14 protein-coding genes are annotated in these 14,242 nt (G+C 73.5%); 4 read left to right on the plus strand and 10 right to left on the minus strand.

Annotated elements, in window-relative coordinates; genetic code table 11:
- Positions 1-7 precede the first annotated feature (7 nt).
- The 3 genes from RZ50_RS07145 (at position 8) to RZ50_RS07155 (ending at position 1,624) form a co-directional block, all read left to right on the plus strand.
- A complete protein-coding gene (locus RZ50_RS07145) occupies positions 8-925 on the plus strand; it encodes an undecaprenyl-diphosphate phosphatase (protein ID WP_196952428.1) in 918 nt (305 codons plus the stop codon).
- Positions 926-1,019: 94 nt separating this feature from the next.
- Entirely contained in the window at positions 1,020-1,370 is a 351-nt protein-coding gene (locus RZ50_RS07150) for a hypothetical protein (RefSeq protein ID WP_254802021.1), read from the plus strand.
- Positions 1,367-1,624, plus strand: a complete 258-nt coding sequence (locus RZ50_RS07155; protein WP_196952429.1) for a hypothetical protein — start codon at positions 1,367-1,369, stop codon at positions 1,622-1,624. Before RZ50_RS07150 ends, RZ50_RS07155 begins: the two co-directional genes overlap by 4 nt.
- A gap of 42 nt (positions 1,625-1,666) precedes the next feature.
- Here the strand turns inward: RZ50_RS07155 and sigJ are convergent, their stop codons facing one another.
- Positions 1,667-2,572 (minus strand): RNA polymerase sigma factor SigJ, encoded by a 906-nt coding sequence (gene sigJ / locus RZ50_RS07160; protein ID WP_196952430.1) that lies wholly within the window; start codon positions 2,570-2,572, stop codon positions 1,667-1,669.
- A gap of 117 nt (positions 2,573-2,689) precedes the next feature.
- Here sigJ and RZ50_RS07165 point away from each other — a divergent pair, with 117 nt between their 5' ends.
- Entirely contained in the window at positions 2,690-4,132 is a 1,443-nt protein-coding gene (locus tag RZ50_RS07165; protein ID WP_196952431.1) for a PLP-dependent aminotransferase family protein, read from the plus strand.
- A gap of 72 nt (positions 4,133-4,204) precedes the next feature.
- Here RZ50_RS07165 and RZ50_RS07170 read toward each other — a convergent pair whose 3' ends face one another.
- The 9 genes from RZ50_RS07170 to RZ50_RS07210 all read right to left on the minus strand — a co-directional run.
- Positions 4,205-4,423 carry a DUF6126 family protein gene (locus tag RZ50_RS07170; RefSeq protein ID WP_196952432.1) on the minus strand — a complete coding sequence of 73 codons (219 nt, stop codon included), beginning with the start codon at positions 4,421-4,423 and terminating at the stop codon, positions 4,205-4,207.
- 31 nt (positions 4,424-4,454) lie between these two features.
- On the minus strand, positions 4,455-5,090 hold the full coding sequence (locus tag RZ50_RS07175) for a helix-turn-helix domain-containing protein (protein ID WP_196952433.1): 636 nt from the start codon (positions 5,088-5,090) through the stop codon (positions 4,455-4,457).
- Positions 5,091-5,164: 74 nt separating this feature from the next.
- Positions 5,165-6,898, minus strand: a complete 1,734-nt coding sequence (locus RZ50_RS07180; RefSeq protein WP_374199880.1) for a pyruvate dehydrogenase — start codon at positions 6,896-6,898, stop codon at positions 5,165-5,167.
- A 124-nt stretch (positions 6,899-7,022) separates the two neighbouring features.
- Complete coding sequence (locus RZ50_RS07185) at positions 7,023-9,428, minus strand: glycoside hydrolase family 65 protein (RefSeq protein ID WP_196952434.1); 2,406 nt, start codon at positions 9,426-9,428, stop codon at positions 7,023-7,025.
- Positions 9,425-10,171 (minus strand): HAD family phosphatase, encoded by a 747-nt coding sequence (locus RZ50_RS07190; protein ID WP_196952435.1) that lies wholly within the window; start codon positions 10,169-10,171, stop codon positions 9,425-9,427. Before RZ50_RS07190 ends, RZ50_RS07185 begins: the two co-directional genes overlap by 4 nt.
- Positions 10,172-10,259: 88 nt before the next feature.
- On the minus strand, positions 10,260-11,060 hold the full coding sequence (locus RZ50_RS07195) for a VOC family protein (protein WP_196952436.1): 801 nt from the start codon (positions 11,058-11,060) through the stop codon (positions 10,260-10,262).
- Between the two features lie 182 nt (positions 11,061-11,242).
- Positions 11,243-11,692, minus strand: coding sequence for an SRPBCC domain-containing protein (locus tag RZ50_RS07200; protein ID WP_196952437.1), 450 nt, complete (start codon positions 11,690-11,692; stop codon positions 11,243-11,245).
- A 104-nt stretch (positions 11,693-11,796) separates the two neighbouring features.
- Positions 11,797-13,554, minus strand: a complete 1,758-nt coding sequence (locus RZ50_RS07205) for an LCP family protein (protein WP_305853015.1) — start codon at positions 13,552-13,554, stop codon at positions 11,797-11,799.
- A 310-nt stretch (positions 13,555-13,864) separates the two neighbouring features.
- Positions 13,865-14,242 (minus strand): LytR C-terminal domain-containing protein (locus tag RZ50_RS07210; RefSeq protein ID WP_217680294.1); only part of this gene is annotated, 378 nt, incomplete at its 5' end.

Here is a 14,242-nt window from a genome sequence, read left to right on the forward strand (position 1 = left end):
GTGCGCGATGTCGACCCTGACCTACCCGGAAGCGATAGGCGTCGGCCTGCTGCAGGGTGTGACGGAACTCTTCCCGGTCTCCAGCCTGGGCCACAGCATCCTGCTCCCGGCCCTGCTCGGCGGGAAGATCCAGCGGGACCTCGACATGACCGCCGACGGCTCCTCCTACCTCGCCGCCCTGGTCGCCCTCCACCTGGCCACCGCGCTCGCCCTGGTGGTGTTCTTCTGGCGGGACTGGGTCCGGGTGGTCAGCGGCCTCCTCAGCTCGATCCGGCACCGCCGGGTGCAGACCCGGGACGAGAAGCTCACCTGGCTGCTCATCATCTCCACCATCCCCGTCGGCATCGCCGGCCTCGTCCTGGAGAAGGCGCTGCGGCACGCACTCGGCAAGCCCGTCCCCGCCGCCGTCTTCCTCGCCCTCAACGGCCTCGTGCTGCTCGGCGCCGAACGCCTCAAGCGCGGCGGCAACGGCCGCCGCCGGGCCGGCCACGCCGCCCCCGTCGACGAGCCCGGCCTGGACCCGGCGATCGCCTCCGACGTACGGCTGACCAGGCTCAGCTACGGCCAGGGCGCCTGGATCGGCGCCGCCCAGATCCTCGCCCTCTTCCCCGGCATCAGCCGCTCCGGCGTCACCATGAGCGCCGGCATCCTGCGCGGCCTGCACCACGAGGACGCCGCCCGGTTCTCCTTCCTCCTCGCCACCCCGGTCATCCTGGCCGCCTCGGTCCTGAAGGTGCCCGAGCTGTTCAAGCCCGAGAACTCGTCCGTCCTCGGCCCCGTCGCCGCCGGCAGCGTCGCCGCCTTCGTGGCCGGCTACATCTCGGTCCGCTTCCTCACCAAGTACTTCGAGACCCGCAGCCTCACCCCGTTCGCCGTCTACTGCTTCCTCGCCGGCGTCGGCAGCGCGGTCTACCTGTCGCTCTGAACCACCCCGCCCCGAGGGCCGTCCGGCACCCCGCCGGACGGCCCTCGGCGCACCGGTTCGCGAGTAGGCTCGCCCGGGAGGAGAGGAGCGTCCCATGAGTCAGCCGCTGCCGGACGGAGTCGAGACCATTCCCCGGCCCGAGAAGGCCCCGGCCGCGGTCAAGGCCGCGCTCGCCGTCGTCGCCCCGGACCGGCTGCCCGAGATGGTGGAAGGGCAGACCCGGGCCATGGCGGAGGCCATCGCGGTCGGGAGCCTCAGCCCGATCCACGCCTTCGTCTCCCACTGGGCCACGGTGGTCGAGATCGAAAGGCTCCCGGAGTCCGCGAAGGCCTACCACCGGGCGAACTACCTGGCCAACCACGCCCCGTCCGTCGACGAGTGCCGGGCGCACGCGGTGGCGGTCGCCGAGCTCTACCGCGCGGCGTTCTCGGCGGTGAACGGGTGAGCTGGAGCTGGGAGTACCTGCCCAGCGAGGAGGCGGTCGCCGGTGGGGCCCCGGCCGGATTCCTGGCAGCCGTCGAATCCAAGGCCGACGAGCTCGTCCGGGCCGCCGCAGCGCTCCACCTGGACGGCACCACCTACCAGGGCAGCGGCGAGCCGATGCGTTACATGGACGTCGCGGACGGCCTGTTCGCGTACTACGTGGTCCCGCGCCTCGAACTGGTCGTGATCTGCCAGGTGACCGCTCCCCCGGCCTGACCGGGCCCCGGACCGGTCGGTCCGGGGCGGCTCGGCACGGGATCAGGCGGTGAGGCCCAGGGCGGCCAGACGGGTCGGGTCGGTGAGGATGTCCAGGGCGGTGATCCGGCCGTCGTGGATGGTGAAGGACATGACCGACAGCGGGCGGCCGTCGGCGAAGGCGACCACCCCCGGCGAGCCGTTGACCAGCACCAGGCGGGCCTCGGCCGCGAAGCGGGCGAAGGTGACCGCCTGCGCGGCGATGTCGGCCGCGCCGCGGCGCAGCACGCTCGGCACCAGCGTGCCGCCGTCCGAGCGGAGCACCACCCCGGGGTCGAGCACGGTCAGCAGGGCGTCGAAGTCGCCGCCCCGGGCGGCGGCCAGGAAGGCCTCCACCACCTCGCGCTTGCGGGCGTCGTCGGAGTCGGCGGGCGGAGTGGCGCCCCGCACCCGGCGGCGGGCGCGGCTGGCCAGCTGCCGGGTGGCGGCGGGGGTACGGCCGAGCACCTCGGCGATCCCGTCGAAGGGCACGTCGAACAGGTCGTGCAGGACGAACGCCACCCGCTCCGCCGGGGAGAGCGTCTCCAGCACCACCATCAGCGCGATGCCCACCGAGTCCGCGACCAGGACCTCGTGCTCCGGGTCCAGCGCCCCCAGCCCGCCGACCACCGGGTCCGGCAGCCGTACCCACCCCTCCTCCCCCTCGGGCAGCGGGTCCTCCCGGCGGGAGGCGCGGGAGCGCAACTGGTCCAGGCAGACCCGGCCGACCACCGTGGTGAGCCAGGCCCCGAGGTTGCGCACCTCACCCACGTCACTGCGGCTCAGCTTCAGCCACGCCTCCTGCACGGCGTCCTCGGCCTCCGCCACCGACCCGAGCATCCGGTAGGCCACCGCCCGCAGTTGGGGCCGCTCCGCCTCGAAGCGCTCCGCGCGCCCGGCCCACTCGTCCGGAAGGAACTCCCCGCCCACCCCGTCACTCCTCGCCTCGGAAACCGTCAGGGACGTCAACCGTCACGGACGCTAGCCGACCGGGAGCACAGCACGGCGGCCGCCCCGGCCCGGAACCGGGCAGGCGACAATGAGGCCGTGAGCACCTCCTGGACCTCCTTCGGCGGCGACCTGCACCTGGACCTCGGCGAACGGCGGGCCGCCGGTGCCGGTCTGCGGGCCTCGCTGGAGGACGCCCTGCGGGAGGCCGTCCAGGACGGCCGGCTCACGCCCGGCACCCGGCTGCCGTCCTCCCGCGCCCTCGGCGAGGACCTCGGCATCGCCCGCAACACCGTGGTCGAGGCGTACGGCCAGCTCACCGCCGAAGGCTGGCTCAGCTCCCGGCAGGGCTCCGGCACCACGGTCGCCCGGCGGTCGGTCCCCGTCCGCGGCGGACGGACCGCCCCGGCGGGGCCTCGGCGGCGCAGCGTCCGGCACGACCTGATGTCCGGACGCCCCGACCTCTCGCTGTTCCCCCGCACCGCCTGGCTCGCCGCCACCCGCCGCGCCCTCGCCACCGCGCCGCACGAGGCCCTCGGCTACGGCGGCCCGCTCGGCCGGATCGAACTGCGCGAGGCGCTCACCCACTACCTGGCCCGGGTCCGCGGCGTGCGCACCGACCCGGACCGCCTGCTCGTCTGCGGCGGCGTCCAGCAGGGCCTCGGCCTGCTCTGCGCGGCCCTGCGGGAGCGCGGGGCGCGGTCGGTCGCGGTCGAGGCGTACGGGCTGCCGCCGCAGCACGCGCTGATCCGGGCGGCCGGGCTGTCCACCGTGCCGCTGCCGCTGGACGAGCGGGGTGCCCGGGTCGACCTCCTCGACGCCCGCTGCGGCGCCGCCCTGCTCACCCCCGCCCACCAGTTCCCCACCGGCGCGCCGCTGGCCGCCGACCGGCGGGCGGCCGCGGTGCGGTGGGCGCGCGAGCAGGACCGGTACGTGGTCGAGGACGACTACGACGGCGAGTTCCGCTACGACCGGCAGCCGCTCGGCGCGATGCAGGCGCTCGACCCGGAGCGGGTGGTGTACGCCGGGACGGCCTCCAAGAGCCTCGCGCCGGGCCTGCGGCTCGCCTGGCTGGCCCTGCCGGACGCGCTGGTCGAACCGGTCGCCCGGCTGAAGACGATGGCCGACACCATGTCCCCGGTGATCGAGCAGCTGACCCTCGCCGAACTGATCACCTCCGGGACGTACGACCGGCACGTGCGGCGCTGCCGCCTGCACTACCGGCGCCGCCGCGACCGGCTGGTCGCCGCCCTCGCCGAACACGCCCCGCACGTCCGGGTCACCGGCATAGCGGCCGGGCTCCACGCCGTCCTCCAGCTCCCGCCGGGCTCCACGCCCGAGGCCGAGCTGCTCGCCCGCGCCGAGGCCGTCGGCCTCGCCCTCAGCGGCCTCACCTGGCACCGCGCCGGCCCGCCCGGCGGGGACGGCGGGGACGGCGGGGACGGCGGCCCGCCCGCCCTGGTGATCGGCTACGCCGCCCCGCCGGAGCACGCCTTCCCGGCGGCCCTGGACGCCCTCTGCGAGCTGCTGCGCGGGGCGTGAACGGGGGGAAAGGGGCGGCACGAGGGTGGGCCGGCGGCAGGGGTGCCGTCGGCCCGGGAGGGTGAGGGGTGGCTACTTGTTGCGGCTGCCCAGTTCGAACAGCAGGATGATGAACCCGGCGAAGGCGTGGCACCCCACGGTGTAGATCACCAGACGGTGGTAGACCCGCTTGTTGGCCCACTTGCCGGCGTCGATGGTCTTCGGGCCGGCGGCGGTGTCGGCGGCACCGGCCGGGGTGGCGGTGGTGGTGGGATCGGCCGGGGCGGCGGCGGTGGTGGTGGGATCGGCCATGGGGATCTCCTCCAAGGGGTCTGACGGCAGGTCAGTGGGTCACGGCGGGGCCGCCGCCGAGGCAGAGCTCGCCGCCGGGGCTCTGCAACAGGGTGTGGACGAAGAGCAGTTCGACGCCGTCCTCGGACTCGGCGGCGATGCAGTGCGGGGTGAGTGAGTCGTAGTGGGCGGAGTCGCCGACGGCGAGGTGGTGAACGCGGTCGCCGAGGGTGACACGGAGCGCTCCGCGCAGGACGTACAGCCACTCCTCGCCGGGGTGGACCCGGACCACCGTGTCCTGGACGCCCGGCGGGACCTGCACCCGCAGGGCCTGCATGGCGCGGCCGGGGGCACCGGCGCGGCGGTAGCCCCAGCCGCCGGCCCGTCCGGGCTCGATGGCGCCGCCGCGGACCACCGGGTCGGGCTCCACCATGGCCTCGCCGAGGAGGCCGGAGACCGAGGTTCCGTACGCGCGGGCGAGGCCGAGGAGCACGGGCAGCGAGGGCTGCCGGCGGCCGGTCTCCAGTCGGGACAGATACGCTGGGGAGAGTCCGACCCGCGCGGCTGCCACCTCCAGGGTGAGGCGGCTGCTGAGCCGGTGCTCGCGGAGACGGGCGGCGAGGCCGACGACCTCCTGGTCGTCGAGCTGGTCGGCCGGGTCGTGGGCGCCGGTGGAGCTGCTGGTCATGTACCCAGTGGACACCCGGCGTGCCTCACGGGCAAGAATCTTGCCTCAGAGGCAAGAGCCCCCAAAGAGCCCGCTCAGGGCCGGGGAATGTTGCGCAGGTTGCTGCGGGCCAGGTCGATCATGCGTCCGACGCCGCCGGAGAGCACCGTCCGGCCGGCCGCCAGCGCGAAGCCCTTCAGCTGGGCGGCGGTGATGTAGGGCGGGATGGACAGCGCGTTGGGGTCGGTGATCACGTCCACCAGCGCCGGGCCGGGCCGGTCCAGCGCCTCCGCCAGGACCTCCCGGACCCGGGCGGGTTCGGCGACGCGCTTGGCCGGGATGCCCATCGCCCGGGCGATGCCCGCGTAGTCGAAGTCCCCGTTGTCGATCTCGGACTCCGGGTAGCCGGAGACCAGCATCTCCAGCTTGATCATGCCGAGCGCGCCGTTGTTGAACACCACCGTCTTCACCGGCAGCCGGTGCTTGGCCACGGTGAGCAGTTCGCCGAGCAGCATGCCGATCCCGCCGTCGCCCGCCATCGCGATCACCTGCCGTCCGGGGCAGGCGAGCTGGGCGCCGATCGCGTGCGGGAGGGCGTTGGCCATGGAGCCGTGCAGGAAGGAGCCGATCACCCGGCGGCGGCCGTTGGGCTGGAGGTAGCGGGCGGCCCAGACGTTGTTCATGCCGGTGTCGACGGTGAACACGGCGTCCTGGGCGGCGACGTCGTCCAGCACCGAGGCGACGTACTCGGGGTGGATCGGCACGTGCTTCTCGATGTCCCGGGTGTAGGCGCCGATCACGTCTTCGAGCGACTTGCAGTGCTTCCTCAGCATGGTGTCCAGGAAGGTGCGGTCGGACTTGGCGTCCAGCAGCGGCAGCACGGCCCGCAGGGTGGCGGCGACGTCGCCGTGCACGGCCAGTTCGAGCGCGGTGCGGCGGCCGAGCCGGGTGGCGTCGTGGTCGACCTGGACGGTGCGCGCCTGCGGCAGGAAGGAGTCGTACGGGAAGTCGGTGCCGAGCAGCAGCACCAGGTCGGCGGAGTGCAGCGCCTCGTGGCAGGCGCCGTAGCCGAGCAGGCCGCTCATGCCGACGTCGTACGGGTTGTCGTACTGGATCCACTCCTTGCCGCGCAGCGAGTGCCCGACCGGCGCGTTCAGCGCCTGCGCGACCTCCATCACCTCGGTGTGCGCCCCGCGCACCCCGGCGCCGCAGAACAGGGCGACCTTGCGGGCCGCGTTGAGCAGCCGGGCCAGCTCCTGGACCTGGGACCAGGGCGGGGCGGCGACGGCCTGCTCGGTGAGGAAGTGGCTGGTGCCGGCGGGCCCGGCGGCGGGCAGGGCGGCGACGTCCCCGGGGAAGGCGAGCACCGAGACGCCGTGCGAGCCGAGCGCGTGCTGGATGGCGACCCGCAGCAGCCGGGGCAGCTGGGCGGGGGCCGAGAGCATCTCGCACCAGTTGCTGCAGTCGGTGAACACCCGCTCGGGGTGGGTCTCCTGGAAGAAGCCGGTGCCGATCTGGCCGGACGGGATGTGCGAGGCGAGGGCGAGTACCGGCAGACCGCTGCGCTGGGCGTCGTACAGGCCCTGGATCAGGTGGACGTTGCCGGGGCCGCAGGAGCCGGCGCAGACCGCGAGGCGGCCGCTGAGCTCGGCTTCGGCGGCGGCCGCGAAGGCGCCGGCCTCCTCGTTGCGGACGTGCACCCAGCTGATGCCGTCGGCCCGGCGGATCGCGTCCACGACGGGGTTGAGGCTGTCGCCCACGACCCCGTAGACCCGTTCCACCCCGGCCTGCCGGAGCACCTCCACCATCTGTTCGGCCACGCTCGCCACGGGTGCACTCCTTCGGTCGCCGCGGGACACCTGAACCCTCCGACGGGGAGGGTCCGGGTGCACCCGGGGCGGGCCGAACGGGTGAGCAGCGGCGAGGCGCGGGCGGGCGACGGGTGGACGCGGGCTATTCGGCGGCCAGGTGGTCCTGCTGGCCGAGCTTGCCGACCACGAGGCCGGCCTGGGCCTGGCGGCGGGCGGGTTCACGGCCGGGGGGCTGGGCGCAGCGCTCCTGGGCGGCCGGGACGGTGGTCGGCAGGGTGACCGGGTTGCCGGCCTTGACCTGCACCGCCGTGCCGTCGTGCCGCAGGTGGAGCACATCGCCCCGGCGCAGCGTGTACGTCGTCCCCTCATGGGTGATCCGGACGCCGAGCAGTTGCCCGCGCACCAGCAGCGAGAAGCCGAGCCGGGACAGTCCGGAGGGCAGCCGGGGCCGGAAGGAGAGCGTGTCGCCGTGGTCGCGCAGGCCGCCGAAGCCTGCCACCAGCGCGATGCAGGCCCCGGCGAGCGAGGCCATGTGCAGGCCGTCGCGGGTGTTGCCGCCGAGGTCGTGCAGGTCCATCAGCGCCGCTTCGGCCGTGTAGTCGTAGGCGAGGTCGAGCTGGCCGACCTCGGCGGCGATGACGGCCTGGGTGCAGGCGGAGAGCGAGGAGTCGCGGACGGTCAGGCGCTCGTAGTAGGCGAAGTTGCGGGCCTTCTGGGCGTCGGTGAAGGCGTCGCCGCGGACCTGCATGGCGAGCACCAGGTCGGCCTGCTTGACCACCTGCTTGCGGTACAGGTCGAAGTACGGGTAGTGCAGCAGCAGCGGGTAGTTCTCGGGCGGGGTGCCCTCGAAGTCCCAGACCTGGTGGTGGGTGAAGCCGTCGGCCTGCGGGTGGACGCCGAGGTCCGCGTCGTACGGGATGTACATCGCGGCCGCGGCGTCGCGCCAGGCGGCGGTCTCCTCGGTGTCGACGCCGAGGGCGGCGGCCTCGTGGGAGTGGCGGGTGGCGGCCTCGGCGGCGGCGCGCAGGTTCGTCTGCGCCATCAGGTTGGTGTAGACGTTGTTGTCGGCGACGGCGCTGTACTCGTCGGGGCCGGTGACGCCCTCGATCCGGAACTTTCCGGCGACGTCGTGGTGGCCGAGCGAGCGCCACATCCGGGCGGTCTCGACCAGGAGTTCGAGGCCCCACGCGCGCTCGAACTCCTCGTCCCCGGTGGCCCGGATGTAGCGGGCGACGGCGGCGGCGATGTCGGCGCCGATGTGGAAGGCGGCGGTGCCCGCCGGCCAGTACCCGGAGCACTCCTCGCCTCGGATCGTCCGCCAGGGGAACACCGCGCCGGCCAGGCCGAGTTGGGCCGCGCGCTCGCGGGCGAGCGGGAGGGTGGTGTGCCGCCAGCGCAGGGCCTGGCTGACGGCGTTGGGCAGGCAGTAGGTGAGCACCGGCAGGACGAAGGTCTCGGTGTCCCAGAAGCTGTGCCCGTCGTAGCCGGGGCCGGTCAACCCCTTGGCGGGGATGGCCCGTTCCTCACTGCGGGCGCCGGCCTGCAGGACGTGGAAGAGGCCGAACCGGACGGCCTGCTGGAGCTCGACGTCGCCGTCGATCTCGACGTCGCTGGTCTCCCAGAACTCCCTCAGGTAGTCGGTCTGTTCGGCGACCAGTCCGTCCCAGCCGGTGTACCGGGCGGCGTTCAGCGCGGCCTCCACCTGGTCCCGGACGGCGGGCAGCGAGCGGGTGCCGGACCAGCCGTAGGCGATGAACTTGGCGAGCCGCAGCCGCTGTCCGGTTTCGAGCACGGTGGTGACGCTGATCCGGCAGTGGTCGGCCTCGGCCTCGGCGACGGTTTCGAGCCTCTCGGGGCCCTCGATGACGTGGTCCATCCCGGCGGCGACCCGGATGCCGCTGTAGCGGGTGCGGTGCACCAGGACGGCCTTGGTGTCGCTCGCGTGGTGCGCCTCGGGCTGGAGCGGCGCCTCCAGGACGGCGGCGGCGCGCGGGTCGCCCTCGGGGCCGCCGGGCAGCTGCTCGTTGGCGACCAGCTCGGACTGGAGCACGATCCGCACCGGCCCGTCCACCGCCTCGACGCTGTACTCGATGGCGGCGATGGCGCGCTGGGTGAGCGAGACCAGCCGGGAGGAGCGCACCCGGATGGTCCGGCCGGCCGGGGAGGTCCACTCGGCCTCGCGGTGCAGCATGCCCTCCCGGAAGTCCAACCAGCGCTTGTGGCTGAGGAGTTCGCCGTAGCGCAGGTCGAAGGGCTCGTCGTCCACCAGCAGTCGGATGATCTTGCCGTTGGTGACGTTGATGACGCTCTGGCTGGACTCCGGATAGCCGTAGCCGCCCTCGCCGTACGGCAGCGGGCGCAGTTCGAAGACGCCGTTGAGGTAGGTGCCGGGCAGGCCGTGCGGCTCGCCCTCGTCCAGGTTGGCGCGCAGGCCGATGTGGCCGTTGGAGAGCGCGAAGACGGACTCGGCGCGGGCCAACGAGCCCAGGTCCAGGCCGTGTTCGGCGATCTGCCACGGGTCGATCGCGAAGTTGTCCCCGGGACTCATTCCTTCTCCCCCAGCAGTTCGGCAAGGTCCTGGACGACCACGGTGGCGCCGTCCCGGCGCAGTTCGGCGGCCTGCCCGGTGCGGTCGACCCCGACCACCGCGCCGAAGCCTCCGGCCCGGCCGGAGGCGACCCCGGCGAGCGCGTCCTCGAAGACGGCCGCGTGCGCGGGTTCGACGCCCAGCTCGCGGGCGGCGTACAGGTAGGTGTCCGGGGCGGGTTTGCCGGGCAGCCGCCGCTGCTTGGCGACCACGCCGTCCACGATCACGTCGAAGAGCTCCAGCATGCCCGCCGAGCGCAGCACCGCCCGGCAGTTGGCGCTGGAGGAGACCACCGCGCTGGGCAGTCCGAGCGCGCGCAGCCGGTGCACGTAGGCGACCGAGCCGTCGTAGGCGCGCACGCCCTCGTCGTGGATCAGCCGCAGCACGGTCTCGTTCTTGGCGCGGCTGATGCCCTGCACGGTACGGGCGTTCGGCGGATCGTCCTCGGTGCCCTCGGGCAGGTCGATGCCCCGGCTGCGCAGGAAGGCCCGGGTGCCGTCGAGGCGCGGGCGGCCGTCCACGTAGGTGTCGTAGTCGATGACGGCGTCGAAGGGGACGAACTGCCCGCCGGTGCGGGCTGCTTCGGCGCGCAGGAAGGTGTCGAAGGTGTCCTTCCAGGCCGCGGCGTGCACCTTCGCGGTCTGGGTGAGCACCCCGTCGAGGTCGAAGAGGAAAGCACGGATGTCGTCCGGTAGCCCCAGCATGGGTGCAGTCTTACCCGGGAACGCGGGGGAAGCCGCCCATTCCCGGCGGCGCGTCGCCGGAAGGGCGGCTTCCGTGTGCCGCACGGGATCAGGGCGAGTCGGGCATCTGCGCCTCGGGGGCCTGGATCACCGCGAAGAGCGCGCCCTGCGGGTCCTGGACGACCGACATCCGGCCGGACTGCATGTCGAACGGCGGCTGGATCACCGAGCCGCCCGCCTTGACCAGGGCGTCCACGACGGAGTCGGTGTCGTCCACCGAGAAGTACGTCATCCAGTGCGAGGGGGTGCCGGCCGCCAGGTACCCGGGGATCTCCTGCATGCCGCCCACCGTGCGGTCGCCGACGTTCAGCGAGTAGTAGCCGTCCATGCCCTGGATGGTGGCCGGGCGCAGGCCGAGCGCGGGCTGGTAGAACCGGCCGGCCTCCCCGGTGTCGGCGGTGTTGAGCTCGTTCCACACCAGCGCGCCGGGCTCGTTGACCACGCCCGCGCCGATGAAGTCCATCGCCTGCCAGACCCCGAACACCGCGCCGGTCGGGTCGGCGGCGACCAGCATCCGGCCGATCGTGCCGATGTCCATCGGGTCGTAGAGGAGCGTGCCGCCGGCCCCGGCGATGGACGCCCTGGTCGCGTCGACGTCGTCCGAGGCGAGGTAGGTGGTCCAGGCGACGGGCGGCGGCGGCTGGCCCTCGGGCCCGGACTGCGCCATGATCCCGGCGACCGGGCGGCCGCCCAGCGTGCACACGGCGTAGCCGCCGAACTCGGCCGGGCCGACCTTGCCCTGCCAGCCGAACAGGTCGCGGTAGAAGTCGAGCGCGGCCTGCTGGTCGCTCGCCATCAGGTCGACCCAGCACGGGGTGCCGGGGGTGTACGGATCGGTGACTACGGGCATTGCTGGGCCTCCCGGAGGCGGTGGTGGCCGGCTGGGGTCGTCGGGACGGGCGGGGGCTCGGCCCGCCCGGTGGTGCCGTCCGCGCGGACGGCGGTACACCGCCCACCTTCGGTCCGCCGTCGCGTTCCCGCCACCGGACGGCGCCCTGGCGGGCGACTGGTCGGCGACCGGTCAGCGGCCGCTCACTCCTCGTCGTGGTGCCGGGTGGTGACGAAGAACGGCTGCACCTTGCCGCTCTGCGCGTAGTCCTTGAGCCGGACCAGCAGTTCGGCCCAGGTGCCGGCCACCATCGGGACGCCCTCCTCACTGCCCGGCTGCCAGCCCCCGTGCCGGAACAGCAGCCGGGTGCGCTCGGGCGCGTCCGGCTGGTCGGTGAGCTCCCAGCTGATCCAGGTGCCGGCCCAGTGCGGCGGGAAGGACCCGGCGTTGGCCCACACCACCCGGTCCGGGCCGGACCGCTCCAGGCGCAGCCGGAAGGGCTCGGGGACGTCGGGGAAGTCGAACAGCAGCACGTCGCCCTCGCGGTCCACGGCGTCCGTCCACCAGCTGGTCAGCCCGTCGTGCGTGGTGAGCGCGGCGAGGACGACGGCCTGCGGGGCGGCGATGTCGAACTGCATGGCGATCTCGGGCATGGGGTCCGCCTCTCGGTGGCCGGTGGTCCCCCTCCACGGCCACCATGGCACGGCCCCGGGGCTCGTGCGCCCCGGGGCCGTGCCCGCCGTCCCGGTGTGCGCGGTCAGCCGCCGCTGCCGTAGGTGGTGTTCGCGCAGATGTCGTCGTCCGCCGAGCGGGCGTCGTTGGTGACGGTGGTCGGCAGCGGCTGCGGGGGCGCCTGGACGCCCGGGGTGGCGCCGGCCGGGCTGCTGGTGGGTGCCGCGCCGGACCCCATGCCCATGGCCGCCGCGAAGTCCTGGCCGACGATCACCGAGATGCCGCGCGCGCTGCTGGGCTCCAGGCTGGCGCCCGGGAACAGCGCGGCGACCTTCTCGGCGTTCGCCTTCTGCCCGGAGCCGTACTCGATCGTGGTGGTCTTCAGCTTGGTGCTCGACCCCTGGCCCGCCGTGCTGGCGACGAACTTGGCGGCCTTCAGCTGCTCCGTCCCCTTGCCGGCCAGGCCGTTGACGGTCGTCCCGTTGTAGACCGCCACCTTGATCGAGGAGTTGGCCGCGTCCCCGGCCGGGGCGGGCGGAGCGGCCGAGGTGCTGGGCGCGGGCTGCTGCGGGGCCGAGCTGGTGCCGCTGCCGGGGGCGTCCGGCTGCTGGCCGGTGGCGTTCTGGCCGTCGATGGTCTGGTCGGCCCTGAGGGTCTCCCAGAGCTTGTTGGCGTCGGGCTGGACCAGGTCGATGTTGGCGTCCTGGGTGCGGTAGCGCCAGGGCGCGGTCACGAACTTGAGGTCGTGCATGTCGATGTTCTTCAGCGACATGCCGAAGGAGAGCAGCTTGTCCGCGGAGTCCAGCCCCTGGTCGACGGTCAGCGACTTGGTCGCCGCGTCCGCGAGCGGCAGCAGGTTGGTGGGGCTCAGCCCGTCCTTCTTCATCTTGGTGGCGAGCGAGCTGAGGAAGGCCTGCTGGCGCTTCATCCGGCCGATGTCCGAGCCGTCGCCTATGCCGTGCCGCAGCCGCACGTAGTCGAGCGCCTGCTGGCCCTGGACGGTCTGCTTGCCCTGCGGGAGGACGAGGTTGCCCTTCTTGTGCAGGTTGGGGTTGATGTCACCCTCGTAGATCGGCTTCGGCAGGCAGACGTCCACGCCGTTGACGGCCTTGGTCATCGCGGCGAAGCCGTTGAAGTCGACCACCATGGTGTGGTCGATCCGGATCCCGGTGACCTTCTCGATGGTGTTCTGGGTGCAGGCCGGGTTGCCGTCGTCGCTGCCGCCCATGGAGAACGCGGCGTTGAACAGGTCGTTGCCGCCCTTGGTCCACTTGCCGTTGGGCAGCTTGCAGGGCGGTATCTGCACCATCGCGTTGCGCGGGATCGAGATGCCCACGGCGTGCTTGTGGTCGGCGTAGACGTGCAGCAGGATCGTGGTGTCCGAGCGGGCGCCGCCGTCCTCGCCGCCGCCGAGGTCCGCGTTGTTCTTGCCCCGGCTGTCCGAGCCGATCAGCAGCAGGTTGACCGGCTTGTTGCCGTCCGCGTCGGCCTTGGCCTCCGGCGGGCGGTCGGTGGACACCGCGTCGGAGTCGAAGGTCTTGATGTTGGCGTTCAGCTTGTAGTAGATCGCGCCGCCGGTGCCCGCGATCAGGACCAGCACGCCGGCCGCGGACCAGGCGACGATCTTCTTCACGTTCTTCTTGGGCTTGCTGTTGCGGCGGGCCGCGGCCCGGCCGCCACTGGCCGCCTCCGCCTTCCCGCCGCCCCTGCCCTGCGCGGCACGGCGGGCCTCCGCCCGGCCGCCGGAGCGCGGCGGGGGCACGGCGCCCTCCGGGCCCTCCGACGCGAGCGCGTCGGGCGTGCCCTCGCCCCGAGCCGGGCTCTCGCCCCTGCGACCTGACATGCGCGTACCTTTCACCGACGGAAGCGACGCCCCGGACGATCTGGCGCACCGCACACAGAGGAGACGGACGAGCCCGTTCCCAGGTTGCACATACGAAAGTCAGTACAGACCGACCATCGTGGCTTCCGATCATATTTAGGCCCAAGATGATCACGGACCTCTGGTGCACCAACAACCCGGTCGGCCACTGGGGAACCCGGCGAAAGACCGCCCGAAACCACTCGATTCGGACGGGGAATCACCGCCGCGGTGATCGGAGGACGCGGCGGCTTCTGGAAGACTCGGTGGCTTCCGGAGGACGCGGCGGCCTCTAGAAGACGCAGGGGATGCCGCCGTCGGACTGGGCCTCGACCTTGGGGCCCTGCATGGGCAGGTTGGCGGCCGGGTCGCCGGTGGCCGGGGCGCTGGGAGCCGCGGGCTTGTCGGCGGCGACGCCGGTGAAGGTGCTGCCGAGGGTGACCACGACGTGGTCGGCGGCGGCCGAGGCGGACTCGGTGGCGGTGACGCCGTAGCGGGCGGCGACCTGCTCGGCGGCGTCCTTGGCGCCCTTGCCGTAGGTGACGGTGGTGGTCCTGGGCTTGCCGGCGGCGGGGCCGGTGCGGCCCTCCTTGAAGCCCATCCCGACCAGGGCCTTGGCCTCGTTGCCGGAGGAGACCCCGGCGGCCGAGGAGGCGTTGAACACGTCCAC

It is taken from the genome of Kitasatospora sp. SUK 42, from assembly GCF_015776785.2.
In the GTDB taxonomy this organism is placed as follows: Bacteria; Actinomycetota; Actinomycetes; order Streptomycetales; family Streptomycetaceae; genus Kitasatospora.